This is a genomic window from Pseudomonas sp. ASL4, assembly GCF_056680395.1.
Genome location: NZ_CM155280.1, coordinates 3580226 through 3603451, shown reverse-complemented (window position 1 = coordinate 3603451; position 23226 = coordinate 3580226). Strand labels below are relative to the sequence as shown.

Annotated in this window: 21 protein-coding genes and 2 pseudogenes; 11 read left to right on the top strand and 12 right to left on the bottom strand. The window is 56.8% G+C overall.

Going from position 1 to position 23226, the window contains the following annotated elements; translation table 11 throughout:
- Position 1: 1 nt before the first annotated feature.
- From AC1MEW_RS16260 to AC1MEW_RS16245, 4 genes are read left to right on the top strand one after another with little or no spacing between them, the layout of a single operon-like run.
- Positions 2 to 922, top strand: coding sequence for an ABC transporter permease (locus AC1MEW_RS16260; RefSeq protein WP_201206687.1), 921 nt, complete (start codon positions 2 to 4; stop codon positions 920 to 922).
- On the top strand, positions 922 to 1728 hold the full coding sequence (locus AC1MEW_RS16255; protein ID WP_201206689.1) for an ABC transporter permease: 807 nt from the start codon (positions 922 to 924) through the stop codon (positions 1726 to 1728). Before AC1MEW_RS16260 ends, AC1MEW_RS16255 begins: the two co-directional genes overlap by 1 nt.
- A gap of 28 nt (positions 1729 to 1756) precedes the next feature.
- Complete coding sequence (locus AC1MEW_RS16250) at positions 1757 to 2803, top strand: ABC transporter substrate-binding protein (protein ID WP_201206691.1); 1047 nt, start codon at positions 1757 to 1759, stop codon at positions 2801 to 2803.
- 60 nt (positions 2804 to 2863) lie between these two features.
- Complete coding sequence (locus AC1MEW_RS16245; RefSeq protein WP_322268895.1) at positions 2864 to 4315, top strand: amidase; 1452 nt, start codon at positions 2864 to 2866, stop codon at positions 4313 to 4315.
- Between the two features lie 165 nt (positions 4316 to 4480).
- Here the strand turns inward: AC1MEW_RS16245 and AC1MEW_RS16240 are convergent, their stop codons facing one another.
- Complete coding sequence (locus AC1MEW_RS16240) at positions 4481 to 5197, bottom strand: hypothetical protein (RefSeq protein WP_201256431.1); 717 nt, start codon at positions 5195 to 5197, stop codon at positions 4481 to 4483.
- A 203-nt stretch (positions 5198 to 5400) separates the two neighbouring features.
- Between AC1MEW_RS16240 and AC1MEW_RS16235 the strand changes: the two genes are divergently transcribed.
- Complete coding sequence (locus AC1MEW_RS16235; RefSeq protein ID WP_322268912.1) at positions 5401 to 5877, top strand: tyrosine-type recombinase/integrase; 477 nt, start codon at positions 5401 to 5403, stop codon at positions 5875 to 5877.
- Positions 5878 to 6016: 139 nt separating this feature from the next.
- Here the strand turns inward: AC1MEW_RS16235 and AC1MEW_RS16230 are convergent, their stop codons facing one another.
- A complete protein-coding gene (locus tag AC1MEW_RS16230) occupies positions 6017 to 6979 on the bottom strand; it encodes an AraC family transcriptional regulator ligand-binding domain-containing protein (RefSeq protein ID WP_201256429.1) in 963 nt (320 codons plus the stop codon).
- Positions 6980 to 7046: 67 nt separating this feature from the next.
- Between AC1MEW_RS16230 and AC1MEW_RS16225 the strand changes: the two genes are divergently transcribed.
- A complete protein-coding gene (locus AC1MEW_RS16225) occupies positions 7047 to 7901 on the top strand; it encodes a sterol desaturase family protein (RefSeq protein ID WP_201256428.1) in 855 nt (284 codons plus the stop codon).
- Positions 7898 to 8494, top strand: a complete 597-nt coding sequence (locus AC1MEW_RS16220) for an NADPH-dependent FMN reductase (RefSeq protein WP_201256427.1) — start codon at positions 7898 to 7900, stop codon at positions 8492 to 8494. The genes AC1MEW_RS16225 and AC1MEW_RS16220 overlap by 4 nt, the downstream gene beginning before the upstream one ends.
- Before the next feature lie 355 nt (positions 8495 to 8849).
- On the opposite strand, the gene AC1MEW_RS16215 is transcribed toward AC1MEW_RS16220, so the two are convergent.
- From AC1MEW_RS16215 to AC1MEW_RS16205, 3 genes are all read right to left on the bottom strand, one after another.
- Positions 8850 to 9419 (bottom strand): GNAT family N-acetyltransferase, encoded by a 570-nt coding sequence (locus tag AC1MEW_RS16215; protein WP_201256426.1) that lies wholly within the window; start codon positions 9417 to 9419, stop codon positions 8850 to 8852.
- 100 nt (positions 9420 to 9519) lie between these two features.
- Positions 9520 to 10446 (bottom strand): Gfo/Idh/MocA family protein, encoded by a 927-nt coding sequence (locus AC1MEW_RS16210; protein ID WP_201256425.1) that lies wholly within the window; start codon positions 10444 to 10446, stop codon positions 9520 to 9522.
- A gap of 288 nt (positions 10447 to 10734) precedes the next feature.
- Positions 10735 to 11331, bottom strand: a complete 597-nt coding sequence (locus tag AC1MEW_RS16205) for an eCIS core domain-containing protein (protein ID WP_323570392.1) — start codon at positions 11329 to 11331, stop codon at positions 10735 to 10737.
- Positions 11332 to 11560: 229 nt separating this feature from the next.
- Between AC1MEW_RS16205 and AC1MEW_RS16200 the strand changes: the two genes are divergently transcribed.
- The 3 genes from AC1MEW_RS16200 to proP all read left to right on the top strand — a co-directional run bounded on the left by AC1MEW_RS16200 (position 11561) and on the right by proP (position 15135).
- Positions 11561 to 12472: a hypothetical protein gene (locus AC1MEW_RS16200; RefSeq protein WP_322268913.1), complete on the top strand. Its 912-nt coding sequence runs from the start codon at positions 11561 to 11563 to the stop codon at positions 12470 to 12472.
- 137 nt (positions 12473 to 12609) lie between these two features.
- Positions 12610 to 13500, top strand: a complete 891-nt coding sequence (locus tag AC1MEW_RS16195) for a bestrophin family protein (protein ID WP_480427003.1) — start codon at positions 12610 to 12612, stop codon at positions 13498 to 13500.
- A 132-nt stretch (positions 13501 to 13632) separates the two neighbouring features.
- A complete protein-coding gene (proP, locus tag AC1MEW_RS16190; protein WP_201256421.1) occupies positions 13633 to 15135 on the top strand; it encodes a glycine betaine/L-proline transporter ProP in 1503 nt (500 codons plus the stop codon).
- 33 nt (positions 15136 to 15168) lie between these two features.
- Here proP and AC1MEW_RS16185 read toward each other — a convergent pair whose 3' ends face one another.
- The 3 genes from AC1MEW_RS16185 to AC1MEW_RS16175 form a co-directional block, all read right to left on the bottom strand.
- Complete coding sequence (locus AC1MEW_RS16185) at positions 15169 to 18066, bottom strand: sensor domain-containing phosphodiesterase (RefSeq protein WP_480427000.1); 2898 nt, start codon at positions 18064 to 18066, stop codon at positions 15169 to 15171.
- A gap of 332 nt (positions 18067 to 18398) precedes the next feature.
- A complete protein-coding gene (locus AC1MEW_RS16180) occupies positions 18399 to 19094 on the bottom strand; it encodes a tRNA (adenine(22)-N(1))-methyltransferase (protein ID WP_242486434.1) in 696 nt (231 codons plus the stop codon).
- A 288-nt stretch (positions 19095 to 19382) separates the two neighbouring features.
- Positions 19383 to 19685: a hypothetical protein gene (locus AC1MEW_RS16175; RefSeq protein WP_201257629.1), complete on the bottom strand. Its 303-nt coding sequence runs from the start codon at positions 19683 to 19685 to the stop codon at positions 19383 to 19385.
- Positions 19686 to 19789: 104 nt separating this feature from the next.
- Here AC1MEW_RS16175 and AC1MEW_RS16170 point away from each other — a divergent pair.
- Positions 19790 to 20002, top strand: a pseudogene (locus AC1MEW_RS16170) (Rid family hydrolase); the annotation flags it as partial.
- Between the two features lie 231 nt (positions 20003 to 20233).
- On the opposite strand, the gene AC1MEW_RS16165 reads toward AC1MEW_RS16170, so the two are convergent.
- From AC1MEW_RS16165 to AC1MEW_RS16150, 4 genes and pseudogenes are all read right to left on the bottom strand, one after another.
- Positions 20234 to 21739 (bottom strand): sensor domain-containing diguanylate cyclase, encoded by a 1506-nt coding sequence (locus tag AC1MEW_RS16165; RefSeq protein WP_201257628.1) that lies wholly within the window; start codon positions 21737 to 21739, stop codon positions 20234 to 20236.
- A 474-nt stretch (positions 21740 to 22213) separates the two neighbouring features.
- Positions 22214 to 22376: pseudogene (locus AC1MEW_RS16160) on the bottom strand (DHCW motif cupin fold protein); the annotation flags it as partial.
- A gap of 107 nt (positions 22377 to 22483) precedes the next feature.
- Complete coding sequence (locus tag AC1MEW_RS16155) at positions 22484 to 22858, bottom strand: tautomerase family protein (RefSeq protein ID WP_322268915.1); 375 nt, start codon at positions 22856 to 22858, stop codon at positions 22484 to 22486.
- A 6-nt stretch (positions 22859 to 22864) separates the two neighbouring features.
- Entirely contained in the window at positions 22865 to 23200 is a 336-nt protein-coding gene (locus tag AC1MEW_RS16150) for a carboxymuconolactone decarboxylase family protein (protein ID WP_322268916.1), read from the bottom strand.
- Positions 23201 to 23226: the final 26 nt, after the last annotated feature.

Sequence of the window (23226 nt, the reverse complement as noted above, 5' to 3'; positions counted from 1 at the left end):
CATGCACGCTTTACCAATCGCCCATACCCTGGAGCGCCGCCGGGCTTTCCAGAGCTTCCTCGGCGTCAGCCCCGCGCTGGTCGCCATCAGCCTGTTCCTGATCGTGCCCATCCTGATCGTCATCGGCTATTCGCTGATGGAGGCCAACCCCTACGGCGGGGTGAACAAGGTCTTCAGCAGTGAAGCCTACACATCGCTGCTATTCGAACGGCAACTGGATGACAGTCTGGCCTTCACTGACGCCTACCTGATGATTGCTTTGCGCTCTATCGGCATCGCCGGATTAACCACCCTGATCACGCTGCTGATCGGCTTTCCGGTGGCGGTGTGGCTGGCCATGCAACCGGCGCATCGGCGCGGTTTGCTGATCTTTCTGATCACCGTGCCGTTCTGGGCCAACCTGCTGATCCGCACGTACGCCTGGATTCTGCTACTGCGTAATACCGGGGTGATCAACAACAGCCTGATGGGCCTCGGCATCATCGACCAGCCGTTGCAGATGCTCTACACCGACGGCGCGGTGCTGTTGGGCCTGGTTTATACCTACGCGCCCTTCGTCGTGCTGCCGATCTACGCCACGCTGGAAAAAATGGACACGCGCCTGCTGGAGGCCGCCCAGGACCTCTACGCCGGGCGCCTGCGCACCTTGCGCAAAGTGGTGCTGCCGATCGCCAAACCGGGGATTCTTGCCGGCGCCATCCTGACGTTCGTGCCCTGCCTGGGCGCGATGATTGCGCCGGAGCTGTTGGGCGGAGGGACTCGAATGATGCTCGGCAACCTCATCTTCAGGCAGTTCAGTGATGCGCGTAACTGGCCATTCGGTGCGGCCCTTTCGCTGGTGTTGATGGCGGCGGTGATGCTGGTGCTGACCGTGTATGCCTTGCGCGCCGAGCGCCAGCGCATCGCCAAGGGAGGTGCGTAATGCTGCGTTTATTTAAACGAAACGGGTTGAGTGTGCAGGACTTCCCGGGCTTCGGCGGATTCAGTTTTTTGTTTTACCTGTACCTCTATGCGCCAATCGTGGTGCTGGTGGTGTTCTCTTTCAACGCCAATCAGTCCGCGACCGTGTGGACCGGGTTCAGCCTCGACTGGTATCGCGCAGCGTTCGCTAATCAGGCACTGCGCCAGGCGGCCGGCAACAGCCTTTTGATTGCCGTTTGCGCAAGCGTTGTGGCCACGGCCATCGCGACCCTCGCCGCCCTCGGTACGTCGCGAGGCGCCAAGTTCAAAGGCCTTCAACTGTCGATGGGCGCAATCATGCTGCCTCTGGTGCTGCCGGAGATCGTGGTCGGTGTCGCCACGCTCGCGCTGTTCTCCACCATTGGCCTGTCACTGGGCTACGGCAACTTGATCATCGCCCATACGGTGTTCTGTATCCCTTTTGCCTACCTGCCGATTCGCGCCCGACTCAATGACATGGACCTGTCACTGGAGCAAGCCTCGGCTGACCTTTATGCCGGCCCTTGGCGGACCTTTCGCAAGGTCACTTTGCCGCTGCTGATGCCCGGGATTATCTCCGGGCTGATGCTGGCCTTCATCGTTTCGCTGGATAACTTCGTGATCTCGATGATGGTCTCCCAAGCGGGCACCACCACCTTGCCGATTTTTATCTTCGGCCTGTTACGCATGGGTGTGACACCCGACGTCAACGCCGTTTCGACCCTGATCCTGGGCGTCTCGGTGCTGTTCGTCAGCCTCTCCTATCTGTTGAGCAAAAAGAACGCCTGAACCTTTCTACGTACTGTGGGGAAAAAGCATGAGCAAGTTGATTATAAGCATCGGCACCTCGTTGTTACTGACCTTACCGCTGACGATTGTCGGCAGCGTTCAGGCCGCGGAAAAACTCAACGTGGTGAGCTGGAGCGGTTACTTTTCGCCCGAGATCCTCGCCAAGTTCCAGAAGCAAACCGGGATCGAAGTCACCGTAGATTCCTACGACTCCAACGAAACGCTGCTGGCGAAGCTCAAGCAAGGCGGCGCGGGTTACGACGTGGCGATTCCGTCGCACCAGTTCGTTCCGATCCTGATCAAGGAGCATTTGCTGGAACGCTTCGACCCGGTCAATGAGCCCTACTACGCGAACATCGTCGACAACCTGAAAAAGCCCACTTGGGACCCGGAAGGCGCCTATTCCGTACCTTTCATCTGGGGCACCACCAGCGTGGTACTCGACGCCGGACGCTACAAGGGTCCAACCGACAGCTACAAGGTGCTTTACGAGCCGCCGGCCGAATTGCAGGGACGAATCAACATGTTCGATTCGGTCAGCGAAGTCATCGACATGGCCAGCCTTTACCTGAATATCCCGCTCTGCAGCGAAGACCCCAAGCAGATACAGCAAGTGCTCACCCTGCTCAAGGCGCAGAAGCCCTTCGTCAAAACCTACAGCTCCAAGGCCGGTTCGATCCGCGAAAACCTCGCCTCCGGTGAAGTCGACATGTCGATGTTCTGGGGTGGCTCGTCGATGCGCGCCCGGGAAATGAAACCCAGCCTGAAATACCTGTACCCGAAAGAAGGCGTGCTGGCCTGGGTCGATAACATGGTCATACCAATGGGCAGCAAGAATCCGGCGAACGCCAAGGCGTTTATCGCGTTTCTGAGCCAGCCTGAAAACTCCGCGATGACTCAGAACTTTCTCAAGCACCAGAGCCCGGTCAAGGGCGTTGAACCGTTTCTCGACGCAGGCCTCAAGGACGCACCGGAGTTGCACATTCCGCAAGGTACGCAGGTCGTGTTCAGCAAAACCTGCGGTGAAGGTGCGATCCGCCTGGCCGACCGTTTGTGGACCAACCTGATGCGTTGATTTTTACCGCCCCGTCGCGGTGACGGGGTGTTTCTCCAGCCGTCTGAAAGGCAGCGTGCAATGACTTCTAACACCATCAGCGAACTGGTCCTGCTACAGGCCAATGAACTCGCCGAACGCATCCGCCTGCGCCAGGTTTCCTGCCGGGAAGTGATGCAGGCTTATCTTGGCCATATCGACCGTTTCAATCCTCGTGTCAATGCGTTGATCAGCCTGCAAGCACCGGAAGACCTGCTGGCCCAGGCCGACGTCCGCGATGCCGAGCTGGCCCGTGGCGAGTACCTTGGCTGGATGCACGGTTTGCCCCACGCCATCAAGGACTTGTCCCTGACCCGCGGCATTCGCACCACCCTGGGTTCACCGCTGTTCAAAGATTTTGTCCCGGAACGCGACGGCATCATGGTGGAACGGATCAAGGCCGCTGGCGCGATCATTATCGGCAAGACCAACACACCGGAATTCGGTCTTGGCTCGCAAAGCTATAACCCGTTGTTCGGCGTTACCGCTTGTGCCTTTGACCCGAGCAAGACGGCGGGCGGTAGTAGCGGCGGCGCGGCGGCAGCACTGGCCATGCATTTGGTGCCGGTGGCCGATGGCAGCGACATGATGGGGTCGCTGCGTAATCCGGCAGCCTTCAACAATATCTTCGGGTTCCGCCCATCCCAGGGCCGTGTGCCGTTCGACGACAGTGCCGATCTGTTTTTCGACCAGCTCGGTTACGAAGGTCCGATGGGCCGTAGCGTGCGCGATGCGGCCTTACTCTTGTCTGTGCAGGCGGGCGCGGATGCCCGCGCGCCGCTGTCCATCGCCGAATCCGGCGGTGCCTTCGCGGCACCCTTGGAGCGCGACTTCAAAGGCACTCGTATTGGCTGGCTAGGAGACTTCAACGGCTACCTGCCGATGGAACACGGCATTCTTTCGCTGTGCGAAAAGGCCTTTGCCGATTTCGAAAGCCTGGGTTGCCACATCGAATCGGTCCAACCCGAATTCGCCCCGCAACAACTGTGGAGCAGTTGGCGAACCTTGCGCCACTGGACGGTTGCGGGTTCTCTGGGAGCAATCTATACCGACCCGCAAAAGCGCAAGCAGTTGAAACCGGAAGCCTGCTGGGAAGTCGAAAACGGCCTGAAGCTGACGGCCAGCGAAGTCTTTTCCGCTTCGGTCGCGCGCAGTAACTGGTACCGCGCCATTTCCAGACTGTTCGAACGCTTCGACTACCTGCTGCTGCCGAGCGCTCAGGTCTTCCCGTTCGACAAAAACATCCCGTGGCCGACCTCCATTGAAGGTGTCGCCATGGACACCTATCACCGCTGGATGGAAGTGGTGATCCCGGGCTCGCTCTCTGGCTGCCCGGTGGCCAATGTTCAAGTGGGGTTCAATGAGAACGGGCTTCCGATGGGCATGCAGATCATCGGCCGGCACCAGGCTGACTTTGCCGTACTGCAACTGGCTCACGCTTATGAAGTGGCAAGCCGTTGGTTTAGTCGGCATCCTTCGCCGTTGTTGGGTTAGGTTTGGGGTTGTTAGTGGCTGGTCTTTGTGACTGGCTGCTTTCGGCTGTTGATTCAACCGGTCGATGGACCTACATAGACCGCAAGCAATAGGCGCTGCTTCGACATCAAAGGTGCTCAACAGCTTCAATCTCCCCCAGGCATTGCTACTCAGGCCCAAGCGGTCCTAAATTGATTCAATACTCGCCTGGTCAAGTTTGCTGCAATAAATTGCAGATTCCATCAGCAACGTCAGAGCAATATCGGGGGCCAACACCTGTTTCACATCTTGGATGGGGCGATTCGAAGCTTGTGCTGCAATGGCCGACCACAATGCGACAGGTACGGCTCCAAATTCGCGGCTGGCGCCAGGAATTTTTCCTGAAAAACAGGTGAGTGCTAAGGGCCACACTAATTTGAGTAGATCTCTTGCCGCAAGGTGAGCTTGATGCTGAGCAGGAACTGAAGATCTGCCTTCAGTCGCTTCTCCAATCGTTGACACGACGTGTTTAAACATCGCCTCAAGATTGGGTATTTGCTGAGGCGGCAGGCCAGCACTGAGTGCGCCACCGGACGCCAACGACCATAGGCAGCGATTCCCATCGGCTTCCGTTTTGGGTACGAGCATATTGTTCAGTGCATCGCCCAACCAGTACTGTTCGCCCGACTTCATGCCCATGCGATGAATGTTGTGCCCGACAACCGGCGGCGTTTCGGCGAACAGCGTGCGCTGCGCAGCGTAGCCCGCAATTGCACCGACCGCCGCAATATAGGTTTCAGCATGGACACGGCCATTGACCAGCAGTCGCGGCTGGAGGTTCATCACAAGATGACCCATTGCAAAATTGCACTCCACTTCATACGGGGTATTTTTCCAGGGAAGTACGTTCGGCGCGGTTTTCATTTGGTCTTCCTCGATATTGCCTGGATACGATTTTTTAGCGGCCCACGGTTCGAAAAATTCTATCGCATCCGCAGGATAGTCGGATAACTGGTGGCGTCGAGCGTCCGTTGTGGACAAAACGGAAAGACCGCTTCGGGTCGGATAGCACCCCCACGTACTGTAACTGATCCACCCTTGTCCTCCCCCAACCTGGAGGACAAGTCATGAACACAATTGCCACATACAACTATCAACCTTGGAACAAGGGAAAGCTTGTCGGGCAGAAAGCCCCGCTCCGAGTGAGAGATATCTGGGCCATCGTGATGCAGCAGAAAACTCAGCAGCCTGTGCAATTTGAAATCACAGAGCAAACCCGAACGGTTCTGGAGGCTTGGATGCATCTGGCACGCCTCCGCAGTGAGGATTTCTTGATTCGGACCCGGTTGCACGGTTCAGATCATCTCTCCACCAGGCAATACGCTCGAATAGTCAAAGCGTGGGTCACAGCCATTGGCCTTGACCCAACCATGTACGGTACCCACACGCTACGGAGAACCAAGGCATCGCTGATCTATCGCAGGACGAAAAACCTGAGAGCTGTTCAACTCCTGCTTGGTCATACGAAGCTTGAAAGCACCGTCAGGCACCTCGGAATTGAGGTCGATGACGCCCTGGAAATGGCGGAACAGACGGAAGTCTGACCAGCCACTGCGACGGTCGATGCTAGACCGTCGCTGTCCGGCCAAGGAGGTCAGAACTGTGCAAAAGGATTGCTCTAACGACGCCTGAATGGCTCTCAGATCTATACCTACGCTGAATCGCCTTTAGATAACGATACCTTTACACTTTTACGCGCCATCTATTACGGGCGTGGAGATAGGCAGTCAAATCGCTATAGCCTAACTGGTCAGCAATATCTGCTCGAGATTCTCCCTGCAATTCCAGATGCAGTTCCAGTTCTGCGCGGACCTGATCAAGCAAATGCCGGAATGTCGTGCCTTGCTCTTCCAGGCGTCTACGTAAAGTGCGCGGTGTCTGGTGAAGAGTCTTTGCCAGATTTTCCAGATTCGGGGGCTCACCTCGCGATAATGCCCGTCGCGCCCCTGCCGCCACCTTGGCGGCCCAGCCGCTGAAATTTCGATACACCGCAATCCGCCGGTCTAGTTCCTGAGTCAGCAGCTCCAGCATACCGTTATGTCGAGTAAGCATCGGAAGACCCAGGCTACGAGAATCAAAGTAAAAGCAGCTAGTCGGGCAGTCAAACTCAATCCGCTCTCCAAACGAATGCGCGTATTGCTTGTAATACGACGGACGCGAATGGGTAAATTTTGCCAGCACTGGACAAACTTCCTGGCCAGTTCCGCGCTGCAGTTGGGTTATAAACATGACGCCGTAGTGCTCGGTGACATAGCGCCTCAGCTCACCCGGTGCGTCGACGCCCAGCTCTACCCCAAAGCCGTTTTCGTCATTCACCAACCTGACACTGTCCGCATCCGATGCCAGCGGTGCGTAACGGGCCCAGTACTGCAGTGCAGAGGCAACGTCTGGACTGTACAGGCACAGATAAACTAGTACGTGCCAGTCCTGAGGTGTGAACAGTGTGAACAGTTTCAGGCCAATGGCGGGGTCAATACGCGCCGCCTCACGCCATAGCTGATCCAACTCCACCAGACTGTAATCTGCACTTTTATGCTGGGCTTGGCTGTCGAGAAAACGCTCCAACACCTGACCGAGCTTGCCGCGATGAAAACGCTGGTTCGAGCGATTGGCCGGTTCTAGCTCAACTCTGTCCGATTCACGCATTGGGGGCGCCGAGCTCCTGGTTTCTAATTATTTGGCATTGCCCGCAAGGGCCTAAATCGAGAGTGCCATGAATACAACAATGCTCGCCAACAACCCAACCTTTATCGTGGCCGGAATTTTCCTTGCCTTCGTTTTAATAGAGCTTGCTTGCTCATCGTTTCGCCAGGCGTCAAGTAGCAAACGTGACGTGCTGATTGAGGTCTTCGGGTCTAGCATAATGGTAGCCATCACGTTTCCTTTGGTGATGTGGCTAAGTGGCATGATCTTAAATCAGCTTCTGCCAGATAAGAAAGACGCGTTGGCCGAGATCCCATGGATTGCCGGATTTGTGTTGTTTTTACTGCTGGATGACATGACCCAGTATTGGTGGCACCGCCTGACTCACCGCATCCCCGCGCTATATGCCCTGCATCGCGCTCACCACTCAGCTCCTTACATGAGTATTCGCATCGTCTATCGCAATAACAGTTTTTACTATCTGCTGATGCCGGGCATCTGGCTTTCCGGTGTTCTAATTTATCTTGGTCTCGCCCCGATTTATTACGTTTATTTGATCTTGAAAATGACCGTGATTTTTGCGGCGCACAGCAGTGTCGCCTGGGACGATAAACTTTACCGCATCCCTGCTTTACGCCCTCTTGTCTGGATATTGGAGCGCACCTTCTCTACGCCATCCACTCACTCTGCACATCACGGTTTGACTGCTGAGGATGGCGTCACGCATTACAAAGGTAATTTTGGCAACATGTTGTTTCTTTGGGATGTACTGTTCGGGACGGCAAAGATTACGCGCCGTCGTCCACCAGCTTATGGTATCGAGCACTTGTCGCCGATCAGTTGGAAAGAGGAATTATTCTGGCCAGTTGTTCGATCCCGTCGTGTGGCGCCGACGGTGAATGCTGAGCAGAAGGTCGCACGATGAGTAGCCATATCGTTCTGCTGTCTGGATCAAATAGATCACACAGCCAATCAGTGAAGGTCGCCAATTATCTGCGAAACCGATTAGAAAAATTAGAACTTTGCGAGTCAATCAACCTAATAGACTTAGCATCAAGTCGACTACCACTTTGGCCGGAAAAAGATACTGACAACGTCTGGAGCATACAGCAGTCAATCCTTAAAAAAGCAACAGCGCTGGTTGTTATCAGCCCAGAGTGGAACGGCATGGCTTGCCCAGCCTTAAAAAACTTCTTCCTTTATGCCGGTCTCGCCGAATTGGGACATAAGCCAGCGCTATTGGTAGGGGTTTCGGCCGGTTTAGGGGGCGCCTATCCTATCGCTGAGTTACGTGGATCCAGTTATAAAAATTGCCGGATTACCTACCTTCCGGAGCATCTGATTGTCAGGCAAGTTGAAAGTATGCTGAACAATGGAGAACCTAAAGACGAAAATGATATTCGCCTTCGGGCGCGTGCCGACTGGGCTTTGCATATGCTTTGTTATTACGATAAAGCGTTGCAAGCAGTGCGAAATGATATCGACATGTACCAACCGGACTTCTCCACCGGCATGTAATCCATAAAAACCTTTCACCAAAATACAATCCGCCGCCGATCAATCAAATGGGGCATAGCACTAAAACTATGCCCCCTAAGGAGGCGCTGAACAACTCACCAGCTCGCACTATTTGCCGAAGACCAGACAACTTAGTCCCTCTTTTCGAAAACAAAAATAGAGTACGTTAGGTGATAGCTTAAGGCGTAAACACTCACAGTGAATTCAAGCAAGTCGTCGACCGTCCGATCACATGGACTGATGGCTGGACCACGGTTACCTTCGAGAGTGTCCGTAAGCTCTCACCAGGGGAATTGGCTCGGCCACCATCTGAGCGCGCTCGTAATACCCGTTGGCCTCCTGAATACGGCTATTACTACTGGTCGACTCCAAACTCTCTAGGCCACTCACGGGCGAGCATCGCGAAGATCACGTCATCAACCCACTCCCCACGGAGTTGGTAGCTTTCCACATGATAAGCCTCTTGACGGAAATCTAGCGCTCGGAACAGTGCCACGCTTGCCCTGTTGCGAGGGTCCACAGAACAGACCAACCTACGATAACCCCACTGCCGGAAAGCAAGGTTGATACTGGCCACCACGGCCTCGCGTGCATACCCTTTGCGCTGATGAGCCGGGCTGAGTGATAGACCGAACTCGATTGAATCCGCCGTCGTTGCTGGAAACCGTACTCCGAAGTCGCCGATCAACTCACCGGTTTGCTTGCTGCGGATGGCAAGCTGGCACCACTCGCCGGCTTGGCCAAATTTTATGTTCGACTGCTCTGAAATAAAGTCGGCCGCCTCTTTGACACTGGAAGGTTGCCAGCCTTGGTACCTGGCCACCGTGGGATCCCCACGATATTCAAATAGAGCTTTTGCGTCGTTTTGAGCAAGCGCATCAAGTACTAACCGCTCCGTCTCGATCACTGGGTCTATGTTTTGCACCACTCTGCGCGCCTTTTTTGGGATCTAATCGTGTATTGGGTCGAGATAAGGGGACAGATTTAATTACCACCAAGCGTAAATAAACCTGTCTCGCTTTTCTCTAATCGTAAAACGGCTCAACCAACGCCCGACTGCCGACAAAAAAGCTATCGGCAACCAGTCGCAGCGGTTGGAGGTCCAGGTCACTGGTTTTGTCGGCAATCAGCTGTTGAAAATGTCGATACACCGCCGCGTACTCGCCCTCCTCCGAGACGGCTTGGCGCACCCCGTCAATACTCAGCAGTGCGCCGCCGTTGTCCAGTCGCAGGATGCCTTCGGTGCAGCGAATCTCGATGCTCCAGAGTTCATCATGACCGTGGTCGAAATCAAACTCCGCGCGGACATCGAGGTGGCGCGCGTCAGACATCTTGATGGAAGCGGCAATAGGCGACTGGCAGTTGCCGGGGACTCGCAGTTCGGCAGACTCAACGAACAGCGGCAGCGCCAATAGATGGGTTGCAATCGACAAGGCATTGATACCGGGATCGAAGACGCCCAGGCCGCCGGGTTGCCAGATCCATGTCTGGCCGGGGTGCCACTTGCGCACGTCTTCCTTCCAGTCGATCTGCACGCTTTGCAGGGTGCGGCTGGCCAGCCAGTCACGGGCCGCTTCGATGCCGGGCGCGTAGCGTGAATGCCAGGCGAACAAACCGCTGACGCCCTGCTCCCCGACCTGATTCACCAGTGCCATCGCTTCACCCAAGGTGGCGCACGGCGGTTTTTCTACCAGCACGTGTTTGCCAGCGGCCAGCGCTTGCTGCACCAGAGCGAATCGTCCTTGCGGCGGAGTGCAAAACGCAATCGCATCGACCTGCGGGCCGTTTTCCAGCAGCTCGCTCAAAGACTGAAAGTTCTCAACCCCGGCGCAGGGCTGCCCTTGGGTTGCGACAGACACCAACTGGAACGCAGGGTTGGCGTTGATAGCGGGGACGTGTTGATCCTGGGCAATCTTGCCGTAGCCCACCAGACCGAGACGGATCGGTTGCATCAATGACTCCTGATTTTTTGTCTTGTTTTGGTCAGCGAACTGGCGAGATTACGTTTGTATGGCGAGGAAGTCATTGATGAAGTGCTTAGGTTCCATCTGGTGTGCGAGGTTGAGCGTTGTGGTTCGTACTAAGGTCTGCTTTGGGGTCGAAAGCAGCCTGTCGCGAGAGGTAGAAATCGGTCAAAAGCAGTCAGTCAGGAACGACGGGGTCGACGCTGGGAGCATGAAGCCGTACTGGAAGAAATGCAGGACAGGTTGCGCAATGCGCCGGAGCTTCACTACCATCTTTCAGTAAGTCCCTTCCCGCACCCACCGCCTGACCTCAGCCTGTATGGCATAAGCCGGTGCCTCCACAGCATTGAAATCTTGTGTATAACGCTGGGCAAATCCTTCTACCCCCCATTCCCGATACTGCTGCACATGCTTTAATTCGTGAGCCCAGAGCGGGATGTTCTGCTCTGCGGTTTGAGCGTCCCGGAAGAGAATGATGTCGATCAGCGTCACGGCACCGACATCGGGGTTTTGCAGCATGGCAGTGGCGGCATTGAGTTGGCCGTTGTCGCTGACTTTGTAGCGCGCGGCATCGAGGACACTGGGGTCGTACCAGCGCAGCAGTTGCTCCCGGATATGCAGTGGAATGGGTTGGGTGCCGGCGCTGGCTGCTTCGGCGCGGGCTTGGGTCAACCACAGCGCCAGTGCGGGTGCCGCGATCTGATAGATGCCATCAGGCAGGGGGCCGAGCAGCGGCCCCAGGTCCGGCAGACAGACGCAGCCATCCAGGCACACTTGTTTCTCGCCAACCGGGCAGGCATTGGGCTGGGCTGGGACTTCAAGTGTCAGGCAAAGAACAAACAGCGCCACCAGGCGCGTGATGATGGGCGGCATTGGGCGCTCCAGGGGCGGATGCAGCGCGAACAGTGGGTCACCATTGATCGACGACCCGCATGGATTTAGCGTAGTCCCGAACCAAGCGCTCCCAATGTAATCGCAGGAAGCGTCAGACCGCTTTTCCTTCATTCTTGCGGCTCATACTGGATCGGTCATAACTGGATCCGGGTTGCAGGAATGATTCAAGTCGCCGATAAGCAATGACTTCAAGGGAATGATTTGATCCATGAGAGATGACCCCTACTCACTGTCCATGCGCTTTCAGACGCCCGACCCTGGCATTGCCCCGCGCGAACGGGTGCCGATGCTTGCCCAAGAGCAAGCCTGGGCGCGTGAGCACGCATCCGGGCACCGTTTCAGCTGGATCGCGGTGTTGCTGCCGCCGTTGTGCTTTGGGCCGCTTCTGCCGGGTATCGCGTTTTTACTGGGCCTGTTGCTCTATCGATCGTTATTCGCTCCTGGCCTGGATGTCGACCGGATTGTCGGAGACGCCTCTGGCTGGCTTGCGCTCGGGACGCTGCTTTTCACCGCGGCCTGGGTGTTACGCAACTTTTTGCGCGATACACACGACCCGACCAAACGCTATTGGCAGTCCATCCCGGACCAAGGGCTGGTCGAGCTTGAGCGCCATACCTTGGTGTCTGGCACCAGCTTGTGGTCCTGCGACTATGATCCGGACTGCAACACCCTCATGCGATGGACAAACGGCAAGCTTGAATGCGTGCAAGACAGTGGTGTGTCGCAATGGGTTCTGGCCAAAACCACGGCCGGCCACTGGCTGGTACTCAAGGATGAATATCCGGGCAACTTCAGCTACGGACGGGTTGGGAAAATGCCCTCGCCAGACAAGCAAATGCAACCCGGCCAGGAACTGACGATCCCCTTTGCCCCCGGTACCAACCTCGCTCTCGGCCGGCGTTTCAGCGGCGCGCCGATGCCCTTGGTCGACACGCCCTATTGGGTGTCTGCCGATGAGCTCAAACGCCTTGTCGAGGTCGCCCATCACTGGACCTTTTTCCCTCCGGACCGCTACGCCGTGGTCAACAATCAGGATGCCGAGTGGGTGCAACGGCTGGTGGACAGGGCTCAAGCCAGCGTCGGGCCCCAGTCGGCGCGACTCACCCCAACAGCGGTTTAGTCATATGATCGCACCCGGCGTCCCGGTTCTCGCACTCACCGCTCATGATCATTGATCGCAGCCCCACCGAACCTTTACCCGGCAACCACCGTCCGAGTTAGTGCATTAATGCCCACCGCTCGCCGCGAGGTCCGCGCTTGAAAGCCGCCATCATCAAAAAATACCGTCTGGTCATCAAGACCATGGGCTATGTGGGCTGGGCCCTGTTCTGGTTGCTGCTCTGGGATATAGCCGTCACCGTGGACTTCATGCTGTTTCTCAACAGCAAAATCAACCTGCCGCTGATGCCTTTGACGTTGCTGGGCTCGGCGTTGGTGGTGCTGATCAGTTTTCGCAACAGCAGTGCCTACAATCGCTGGTGGGAAGCGCGCACGTTGTGGGGGGCGATGGTCAATAACTCCCGTAGCTTTGCGCGGCAGGTCCTGACGTTGCTGGATGACCCGGACAATGAAGTCAACCCGATGAAATCAACCCTGCTGCGCCGCCACGTGGCATATGTGAACTGCCTGGCCGCGCACCTGCGGGGGCAGCCTAGTCCGGACGAGATACGTGCGTTTATTCCCGCCGAGGAGTTCGCCCGCAGCGGCACCACCAATAACTTTGCCAACGATATCCTCAACAGTTCCGCGGCGCTGCTGGCCCAGGAATACAAGGCCGGGCGCCTGGATAGTATTCGCCTGGCACGGCTGGAGTCGACCCTGGTTGATCTGTCCAACAGCCAGGGCGGAATGGAGCGGATTGCCAATACGCCGCTGCCCTACCCTTACGTCTATTTTCCACGGCTGTTTATTTCGCTGTTCTGCCTGATTGTGCCGGTGGGGCTAGTCGAGTCCCTAGGCTGGTTTACCCCACTGGCCTCGACGGTGGTGGGCTTCATGCTGCTGGCCATCGAACGCATCGGCACCGATCTGCAAAGCCCGTTCCGCGACAGCGAACACCAGATCCAGATGGAAACCCTCTGCGAAACCATCGAGAAAAACCTGCAGTCGATGCAGCGTGATTCGCTGGGTGGCGATCGACTCAGCTAATCCCGACACAACGCGGCGCAGACAAAAAAAACGGCAGCCAGTGAATTATTCGGTGTCTTCTTGTATCTGAACCAATGAGTGCGTGCCTGTAAAACGATGGCATCGAGATGGATCAGCGACAGGGAAATCCGCATGAAATCAAGCAAGAAAGCCGTTAATCCCATCGGGTTGAAAGACATCACCATTGTCGACGACGCCAAGATGCGCAAGGCGATCACAGCCGCCGCACTGGGCAATGCCATGGAATGGTTCGACTTCGGCGTCTATGGCTTTGTCGCCTATGTGCTCGGCAAGGTGTTCTTTCCCGACGCGTCCCCCAGCGTGCAGATGATTGCCGCGCTGGGCACCTTCTCGGTGCCGTTCTTGATCCGTCCTTTGGGCGGTCTGTTCTTCGGTTCATTAGGCGACAAATATGGTCGGCAGAAAGTCCTGGCGGCCACCATCGTGATCATGTCCCTCAGCACCTTCGCCATCGGGCTGATTCCGTCCTATGCCTCGATCGGCATCTGGGCCCCCATCCTGCTGTTGCTGGCCAAGATGGCCCAAGGCTTCTCGGTGGGCGGCGAATACACCGGCGCCTCGATCTTCGTCGCCGAGTATGCCCCGGACCGCAAGCGCGGCTTTCTCGGGAGCTGGCTGGACTTCGGCTCTATCGCCGGTTTTGTACTCGGTGCAGGCCTGGTGGTGCTGATTTCCGCGGTGATAGGCGAAGAGCAATTCCAGGCGTGGGGCTGGCGCCTGCCCTTCTTCCTCGCCTTGCCCCTGGGCATGATCGGTCTCTACTTGCGTAACGCACTCGAAGAGACCCCGGCCTTTCAGCAGCATGTAGAAAAGCTCGAGCAAGGTGATCGTGAAGGTTTGGCGCGCGGACCGAAAGTGTCCTTCAAGGAAGTCGCCACCAAGCACTGGCGCAGCCTGATGACCTGCATCGGCGTGGTGGCCGTCACCAACGTCACCTACTACATGCTGCTCACCTACATGCCGAGCTACCTCTCGCACAACCTGCACTACAGCGAAAACCATGGGGTGTTGATCATCATCGCGATCATGGTCGGCATGTTGTTCGTACAGCCCATGATCGGCTTTATCAGCGACAAAATTGGCCGCCGGCCGTTCATCCTCTTCGGCAGCATCGCGCTGTTCTGCCTCGCCATTCCGGCCTTTATGCTGATCAACAGCGGGAAGCTCGGGCTGATTTTTTCGGGGCTGCTGATCATTGCCGTCGTGCTCAACTTCTTCATCGGCGTAATGGCGTCGACCCTTCCGGCAATGTTCCCCACTCACATCCGCTACAGCGCTCTGGCCAGTGCCTTCAACGTCTCAGTGCTGATTGCAGGCCTGACCCCGACCGCAGTGGCCTGGCTGGTGGAAAGCACCAATGACCTGTACATGCCGGCGTACTACCTGATGGTGATCGCCGTGGTGGGCCTGGTGACCGGCATAACCATGAAAGAAACCGCCAACCAGCCCCTGCGTGGTGCCGCTCCGGCAGCTTCTGATATTGAGGAAGCGAAAGAGCTGCTGCAGGAGCATGAAGACAATATTGAACAGAAGATCGAAGACATCGACGCTGAAATCGCCGCGCTGGAAGCCAAGCGCAAGAACCTGGTGCAGCAGCACCCGCGCATCAACTGACGGGGAAACCCGTGGGCGTTTGGGGAAGTCGTCCTAACGCCCAACCAGGGTTGTCGCCAACAACGCCTCCAACCCCATCGGCTTGGCAAAATAATAACCCTGAGCCTGCCCTGCGCCCATTTCCCGCAGCAAGACCAGCGTCGCTTCATCCTCGACACCTTCTGCCACCACACTCAGGTCCAGCGATTCGGCCATGCGCACAATCGCCCGGACGATCGCGCGACTGCGAGGACTGGAGGTCAGTTCGAGGATGAACGACTTGTCGATCTTCAAGCCGCTGAAACGGTATTGATGCACATAGCTCAGGGATGAAAACCCGGCACCGAAGTCATCGAGCACCACCGACATGCCGTTGTCGGCCAATTGCTGCATGGTCCGTCGGGCCATCGCCGGCTCGGCGACCAGCGCGCCTTCAGTCAACTCCAGGCAAATCCGCGACGGCGCGACCCCGTGCCGCGCCAACAGTGCAAGCACATCACTGACGAAGTCCGGACGCGTCATGCTGTAGCTCGAACAATTGACGTGCACCGGCGGCCAATTGGCGTGTTGGGGTTGTGCGAGGATCACGGCAATGCTGTTCAGCATGTACAAATCCAGTCGACCGATCAGACGCAAACCCTCGACATCCGGCAAAAACTCGCCCGGCGCAATCACCCGGCCGCCCGGCTGATGCCAGCGGATCAGCGCTTCAAGGGCCAACAGTTCGCCGCTTTCAACGCTAACAATCGGCTGGAAATACGGCAGCAGCTCGTCGGTACGTTTGAGCGCATTGCGCAACGCGCCTTCACGCTCGACCTGATCCGAGACTTCACGGCGCACTTCCTGGTTGAACACCGCATAGCTGTCGCGTCCGGCACTCTTGACCCGGTACATCGCCGTATCGGCATCGCGCAACAAGTCGGCCGGCTCGTGATGGAACTGACTGTCGGCGCTGACAATACCGATGCTGCAGGACGAAAAAACTTCATGGCCATTGATGAAAAACGGCAGGTCGAACGCCACCAGGATTCGTTCGGCGATTTCGATCACCACCTCCAGCGGCGCCTCGGGAGCGAGCACCGAAAACTCATCGCCCCCCAGGCGCGCCAGCATGTCGGTGTCGCGCAGACAACCGCGCAAACGCTGGGCAGCCTGCATCAACAGCAGGTCGCCAAAATGGTGGCCGAGGCTGTCGTTGACCATCTTGAATCGGTCGAGGTCGATGAACATCACTGCCAGATGCCCGCCTTCGCTGCCGAACCGCGACCAGGCCAGATTGAGGCGCTGTTGCAGGTAGGTACGATTCGGCAGCCCAGTCAGCGCATCGTGGGAGTTTTCGTGTTGCAACTTGGCATTGGCGTGATCGAGCTCGCGGGTGCGGTTCTGCACCCGGGCTTCCAGCTTGAGGTTGGCGGCATGGATCGCTTCGGCGGCCGTGCGGCGCGACAACGCTGTATCTATGTGCCGCGACACGAACGTCAGCAGTTCCTGGTCACGCAGGGTATAGCGCACCTGCGAGGTATAACTTTGCACCGCAAGTACGCCACGCACCACTTCGCCATCGAACAATGGAATGCCCAGCCAGGAGTAGGAGCGGAAATACACTTCGGAAAGTTCGATTTCACCGTGCGCAGACAATCGCTCAGCCTCGCCGGCGTCAATCAGGCAAGGTCGACGCTGACGGATAACATACTCGGTCAAGCCACGGCACCCACGCCGTGCCACCGGACAGGTCGTCTGCCGCTCATCTATGTAATACGGAAAGGTCACTTCACTGATCGCATCGTCGAACAGCGCAATGTAGAAGTTCTGCGCGAACAGCAGATCACCGACGATGCCATGCAAGGTTTGAAACAACTCAGCCATGTCACCAGGCTGGCTCGACAGTTCAGCAATCTGGAACAGTGCGCTCTGTAGATGTTCGGCGCGCTCTCGGTCTGCCACTTCCTGCCTCAAGGCATCGTTGAGTGCCGAAAGCTCCAGGGTGCGACGCATCACCGTCTCTTCCAGATCCGCTCGATGCAGAATCCGGTCCAGCGCCATGGCCACGTGGCGGGCCACCACCAGAAACAGCGCGCGGTCTTCAGCGCTGTAGATACGAGAAACGTCGTAGACCTGCATGGCAAGCATGCCAAACACATCATCCGAGGCATTTTTCAACGGTGCGCCCATCCAGAACTCGGGACGATCACCGATGCAGTAGAAGCGGCCTTCGGCCTGAGCGGCGAGAATGCCGGCGGCGTCGATCAGCAACGGCTGGCCCGTGGTCAACACCTGGCCGGTCAACGACAGGTGCGAACGATCAAGGTATTCGTAGTTCTCTGACTCCAGGGCATCAACGTCGATGATGTCGACGTAATACGGGTAGTCAATTTTGCCGCTGTGCGGGTTATACAGCGCGAGATAGAAGTTTTCGGCATCGATCAGGCTCGCCAGCAGTTGGTGAACCCCCACCAGAAACACTGACCGGTCGCGGGTCGAACTGGCCAGGTAGGTAATTTCATACAGCACACGCTGAGTAATCTGCGCGCGGGCAAGGGTATCGGTCTGTACCTGAATGCCCAGGCGCTGGGCAAACGCAGCGAGCGCCGGCTCCGCGGCATCGTTGACGGGCGCGAGTAGCCAACCCAGCACCGTTTCGCCTCTACCGGTCGGCCAGCGGTGCAAGCGCCGGGTCAGGCAAAAGGCTTCAAACTCTTCATTCACAATGATTGACGGCCATCGCACCCGTGGGTCGCCCTGCCCGACTAAATGCATTTGTTCACCGGCGCGATAAACCACCCACGCGGTGGTATGGGAACCGTTGCGCGCTGAGTCCAGCAATTGCTCGATCGTATCTTCGTTGCCGGCGCAGGCCATGCCGACAGTATCCGGGTTCTCTTTTGGTTGAGAGGCAACAACGTCGCAATCGTTCGATTGTCGCGGGGAGTCGGTCAATGGACGAAAACTCATCAGCGCTCCCTGAGCCGGAAACTGGCGATACTCACTTATTGTTTGCTAGCAATGTGCCAGTGATCTTCCCGTTTAAAGCTTATAGAGGGTTTTTTCAATCGTTTTATTCGCTTTGGTGCCAACTAAGGGACGGACGACGAGTTATTCGCTACTTGTTGTCCAGGACAACCTTTTCGACGGTGAGATGTTTGATCGCCGTAAATGGCGCGAGATCCGCGGCGGCGTTTGTAGAAGTGACCAAACACCCCCTCGCGCTCGACGGGTTTCCAGTGTTGCCAGGTATCCCGGCAGATTGAATGGATGCGACTGGATCAAGATGACCGAAGCTATTCTCAAGCCAGCAGCTGGGTGATCCAGCGGGCCTGCCGGGCGATGTCTTGCACCTTTTCCTCGGGCACGGCCTGCCGCGCCCGGGCGAAGTTGGTCAGGGTCTTCTGCTTCTCGCGCAGGATGCGCTGCCACTTGGCCAGGAACACTGGGCTGCGTGCCTGCATTTGCAGCGGGCCGAAGTACAGTTCCTCGGCGGTGTACATCACCGCTGCGGCGCGCTCGGCGACGATGATTTCGTAGTCGAAGCGGTTTTCCCGCAGCAGTTCCTCGCAGAGGATGCGGTAGCCATTTTCCATCAGCCATTGGCGCAGTGGCTGCTCGCCGCCGTTGGGCTGCAGGATCAGCCGCTCCTGGCCGCTCAGGCGCGATTTACCGTTGTCGAGGATGTCGCGGATCGTTTCGCCGCCCATGCCGCAGATGCTGATCGCCGTGATCCCGTCGCCCGGCTCGATCGCCGCCAGGCCATTGCCCAAGCGCACGGTGATCTGCTGGTCCAGGCCGTTCTCGCGCACGGTGCGTTCGGCCGAGCGGAACGGCGTCAAGGCCACCTCGCCAGCCACCGCCGCCGCGATGGCGCCACGGCGCATCAACGCCACCGGCAGGTAGCCGTGATCCGAGCCGATATCGGCCAGGCGCGCACCTGCTGGCACATGTGCCGCCACGCGTTCCAGGCGCATGGACAATGTCTGTTCGTTCAACTGCAGTTCCTTTTCACCACGAGTGTCCGGCAGCTTGCTGCCGGATCAGGGCGCGACTCTATCGAGCAACGCCGTGCAGTTCAAATTCCTGCGACCAGGGCCACGGGCCGTCCCGAGCCTGGCGCTCGCGCAGGCTTGACGGTTGGGTAGTACCCGATAACGAGACGTGCAACTGGAAAACGGCCGTCATTAGAGAAGTAAACCCGACTACTTCAGACCTTCTCTAATTAACCGGGTGGCGTCTACTTGGGAAGTAGAGGCCACTCGCATAAGGTCTATGCCGTACGCTTAGTGCGCATTCAACAACGAAAATACACCCATCACTACCCACAGTACTGACAGATACTGCATGGGCACAAAAAACAACGTGTGCTTCTTGCGAAAGATGACTTCGCCACCCGTGTCTTTATCAATGTAGGTTTTTCCCGGCTGGTTATTCAGTCGGTGACCAACATAAGCGTTGACGGCCGCACCAACCAATAGACCGACACCCAGCCCGAGCCCATTGGGCAGCCCCACAAAAGGCAATATGCAGAGCACCGGGATAAGAATCGAAAGAATGCCCCAGCCTTGCCAGATCACAAAAAACATAACGCGTCCCTGCTTAATTTTTGAGGCGCGCAATCTAACAAAAAAAAACGCGGCGCGGTAACAATTTGAAATAAGTTGCCCGATGGAAAGCGCGTTCTACATGAGCCCTGGCGCGGGTCGATGCCTTGCTCATAGAAGCCGGCTCGACTCGGGAGCATTTGCTATCTTTGGCCGACATGGCGGACTTCGAAGCGATGAACGCCGTATAGGACGCTTGGGTACCAACGGAGTATGCCCCAGCGCGCGCCTGTGGCGAGGCGAAACTGGCTGATCCGCGGTTGTTGGTGGAAGTCATCGTCTGCGCGGCGAAGGGGTGAATGCTTACGGCGTTCACATACGTTTCAAATGTCGATTACAGCCGATAGCTGCCTTTAGTGACAGGCGGCAATCGGCCAGAAGCAGGCATTCAAGGAGCCCACAAAAACACTAACGATTTTGGCAGATGTGGCAAATCACACGATGAACATTGCAGATAACAGAACCGGTAAAAATACGGTGGAACAAATGGTGCATTTCCAATTTGACAGGAAGTCGGTTTTGAACGCACATCACCATTTCCCCCTCACAAACTGGTTACGTCCCAACGCCTTGGCGCGATACAGCGCCTGATCTGCCGCCTCGATCAATCCCTGCAAATGATCCAGTTCCGACCCCGTGGCTGTAGCACACCCGATGCTTACACTGACACGTCCGAACGGGCTGGATTTGTGCGTAATGTTCTCTTGTTCCAAGCGGTCGAGGATAAGTTGCGCCACTACCGTTGCACCGTCACTGTCGGTGTCAGGCATGATCACGCCCATCTCTTCTCCGCCATAACGTGCCACCAGATCCGACGGTCGCCGTACACACTCCTCGAATATTCTGCCAACCGTCTGTAGGCATGCGTCTCCAGCCACATGCCCGAGTGAGTCGTTAAACAGCTTGAAGTAGTCGATATCAATCATCAGCAATGCCAACGACGTGCCGTCACGTTGTGCGCGCCGTGCTTCCATGGCGAGGCTCTCATCGAAGCAGCGCCGATTTGCCAAACCGGTCAGGGCATCCTTCATCGCGAGCAACTCAAGCTGCCGATTCGATGAGAGCAATTGCTGCTGAGTCCCTCGTAACTGGCCCTCTACCTCGGTTCGCCGGCGAATATCCAGGATCAAAAACCAACCGATGAGACCGGTAAGCCCCAGCAGCCCCGTCACCACCACCGCCGACAGCAGTGCCTCCATTCGCCACGCAGCGAGGGCCTCGCGCTTGCCAAGTGCAACGGTCGTAATCAGCGGCAGTCGGTCACTCTTTCGGAAGGCGTAGAGGCGCTCCACACCGTCCAGGCTGGAGGTAAACGACGCAGTGCCGACTGATCGATCTACAAGATACTTTGCATAGATCGGCGACTTCAAAAAGTTGCGCCCCATGTCCTGCTCGCGGAAGGGATAGCGAACCAGCAAAGTACCATCGGTATAGGACAATCCGATGGCTCCTTCCTGTCCTACGTCGATCTTTCCAAACAGCCGTAGGAAGTTTTCGATCCCCAAGGTGACCGCCACCACCCCGGCAAACTCGCCGTGAGGATCATTGAAGCGCCGGCTGACGGTGATCACCCACTCCTGATTAGAGCGGCTTTGGATTGGCGGACCGATAAAGGTCTCACGGGATGGATCGTCGCGATGATGAATGAAATAGGCACGATCAATGCTGTTCGCCCCGGCGGGAATCGGCCGATTGGAAGACATCAACCAGCGGCCCTGATTATCGTAGATGGTGATGCCACTGAGCTGTGGCATCAGCGGCTCCTGTCGGTTGACCAGCATACTCAGGCGCTGGATCTGCGCAGGGCCAATACCTTCGGCTTCCAAGCGTTCGACGAGTCCGAGCAGAAGCAGCGAGCTTTGGCGGACAATACCTTCAGAGTAAGTAGCAAGCGCCTGGGTAAGGTTCAAGCCATGGACATTCACTTCCTCCAGTGCTCGATCTCGAGAGCTCAATACTTTCCAGACAGTCAGTGACGCCAGGGAACAACCGATAACCAACAGCAAAAGCACCACCAGGTGGGTATCACGCTTCACGTTACTACCTTATAGAAAGTCCGGTTTTCCGTTACAGCGACTATTAAGCCAAGGCAATAGCTGCAGCCGTTTGTCCTCGTCTTGAACAAGGATACAAGCAGTGGTGGATCGCTGCAGCAACAGATTATGTTGTAGAAAAAGTACATTTTGCTTCGCATTGCTATGTCCAAGCGATGCAATTCAAAGACTTCAAGAAAGAAGGTTCACACATGGCGAAGCAGCGATAAGAATGAGTACGCAGCCACAGATCCCGGGCCAGGACATTACCGTCACAAGTCACGATGTGGCAGCTTCGCCCGTCAGGGCTTACGGCGTTTGAGCAGCCGCATTCGGCCCAGAGTGTGTAAAAACGCTTTCGCGAACCCTCGCTATGATTTCTGAGGATTTCATCGCAAGGATCGCCTATGAAGCGCTTTATCCAAGATGAACATCGAGGCCAAGGTACCTTCCTTCCAGAGAGCCTCGACGATTACGCCAATGATCGGCCAAATATCCAGGGCTGTACTCGACCATCCGCACACGCGCTGAACCAAACTGGCAGGTACGCCAATAGGCTGTGCCTGTCTGACCGGCATTCGCCACCGACTCTATCGATTGACCAATCGGTGGTTCCGAATGGGATTTCAGTAAGATCCATGGTTGCCTCATCGAAATACAACAAATGCAGACCATCAATCTGGCGATGGTGCCGATAGACACAGACGGCCCGCATTTATGGGATACAGGCGCGGCACAACCCGAAGGCTAGTTGCCCCGCCCTCCACCAAACGACCACTCATCGCCGGCCGTAGTGGTGATCACCACCATGACATCCTCCGCGTTCAGTCCCGGCGCCCGCCCCAATTTATCGACCAGATCGCGATAAAAACGCTGTTTGGTCTCAACGCTTCGAGGACGGCCTGCGGTAATCGCGATTAGCACAAAGTCATGGCTACGCGGCCCGCCCAGATAGTGGGGATCAAATATCAGCTCTCCGAGTTCATGTTGGTGAATGGCTTGGAAGCGATCAGTCTTCGGCACTTCGAAGCTCTCGACCAAGGCGTCGTGCAAACCCTCAGACAATGCCTGTAAATACTCGGCCGACTTCCCGCGATGCAGTGAAATTCGTGCAAACGGCATCAACGATTACTCCTGATGTTTTGGAAGGCAAGCCTGTAGCTCACTGAGCAAATTCAGCGCCGATGCGGCTGTCGGCCAACCTGAATAAAACGCCAGATGGGTTATGACTTCGGCCAGTTCGTCGACACACAAGCCGTTATCCAGTGCACGTTTCAAATGAAATGGCAGTTGCTCCAGACGGTACATCGCCACCAGCGCGGCCACCGTCGCCAGACTGCGTTCACGGGGTTTCAATTGCGTACGCGTCCACATGTCGCCAAACAATACTTTGTCGGTCAGCTCGGCAAACTTCTGCGGGTAGTTGCTTTGGTGTTCTCGCCCCGTGACCATCGATACATTCATGATGTTTTCCCCTCTGATGTCCCAAT

Bases quoted from the DNA above. Each gene is read 5' to 3' on its own strand.
- AC1MEW_RS16260 (WP_201206687.1), top strand. From the start codon at position 2: ATGCACGCTTTACCAATCGCCCATACCCTGGAGCGCCGCCGGGCTTTC.
- AC1MEW_RS16255 (WP_201206689.1), top strand. From the start codon at position 922: ATGCTGCGTTTATTTAAACGAAACGGGTTGAGTGTGCAGGACTTCCCG.
- AC1MEW_RS16250 (WP_201206691.1), top strand. From the start codon at position 1,757: ATGAGCAAGTTGATTATAAGCATCGGCACCTCGTTGTTACTGACCTTA.
- AC1MEW_RS16245 (WP_322268895.1), top strand. From the start codon at position 2,864: ATGACTTCTAACACCATCAGCGAACTGGTCCTGCTACAGGCCAATGAA.
- AC1MEW_RS16240 (WP_201256431.1), bottom strand. From the start codon at position 5,197: ATGAAAACCGCGCCGAACGTACTTCCCTGGAAAAATACCCCGTATGAA.
- AC1MEW_RS16235 (WP_322268912.1), top strand. From the start codon at position 5,401: ATGAACACAATTGCCACATACAACTATCAACCTTGGAACAAGGGAAAG.
- AC1MEW_RS16230 (WP_201256429.1), bottom strand. From the start codon at position 6,979: ATGCGTGAATCGGACAGAGTTGAGCTAGAACCGGCCAATCGCTCGAAC.
- AC1MEW_RS16225 (WP_201256428.1), top strand. From the start codon at position 7,047: ATGAATACAACAATGCTCGCCAACAACCCAACCTTTATCGTGGCCGGA.
- AC1MEW_RS16220 (WP_201256427.1), top strand. From the start codon at position 7,898: ATGAGTAGCCATATCGTTCTGCTGTCTGGATCAAATAGATCACACAGC.
- AC1MEW_RS16210 (WP_201256425.1), bottom strand. From the start codon at position 10,446: ATGCAACCGATCCGTCTCGGTCTGGTGGGCTACGGCAAGATTGCCCAG.
- AC1MEW_RS16205 (WP_323570392.1), bottom strand. From the start codon at position 11,331: ATGCCGCCCATCATCACGCGCCTGGTGGCGCTGTTTGTTCTTTGCCTG.
- AC1MEW_RS16200 (WP_322268913.1), top strand. From the start codon at position 11,561: ATGAGAGATGACCCCTACTCACTGTCCATGCGCTTTCAGACGCCCGAC.
- proP (WP_201256421.1), top strand. From the start codon at position 13,633: ATGAAATCAAGCAAGAAAGCCGTTAATCCCATCGGGTTGAAAGACATC.
- AC1MEW_RS16185 (WP_480427000.1), bottom strand. From the start codon at position 18,066: ATGAGTTTTCGTCCATTGACCGACTCCCCGCGACAATCGAACGATTGC.
- AC1MEW_RS16175 (WP_201257629.1), bottom strand. From the start codon at position 19,685: ATGTTTTTTGTGATCTGGCAAGGCTGGGGCATTCTTTCGATTCTTATC.
- AC1MEW_RS16155 (WP_322268915.1), bottom strand. From the start codon at position 22,858: ATGCCGTTTGCACGAATTTCACTGCATCGCGGGAAGTCGGCCGAGTAT.
- AC1MEW_RS16150 (WP_322268916.1), bottom strand. From the start codon at position 23,200: ATGAATGTATCGATGGTCACGGGGCGAGAACACCAAAGCAACTACCCG.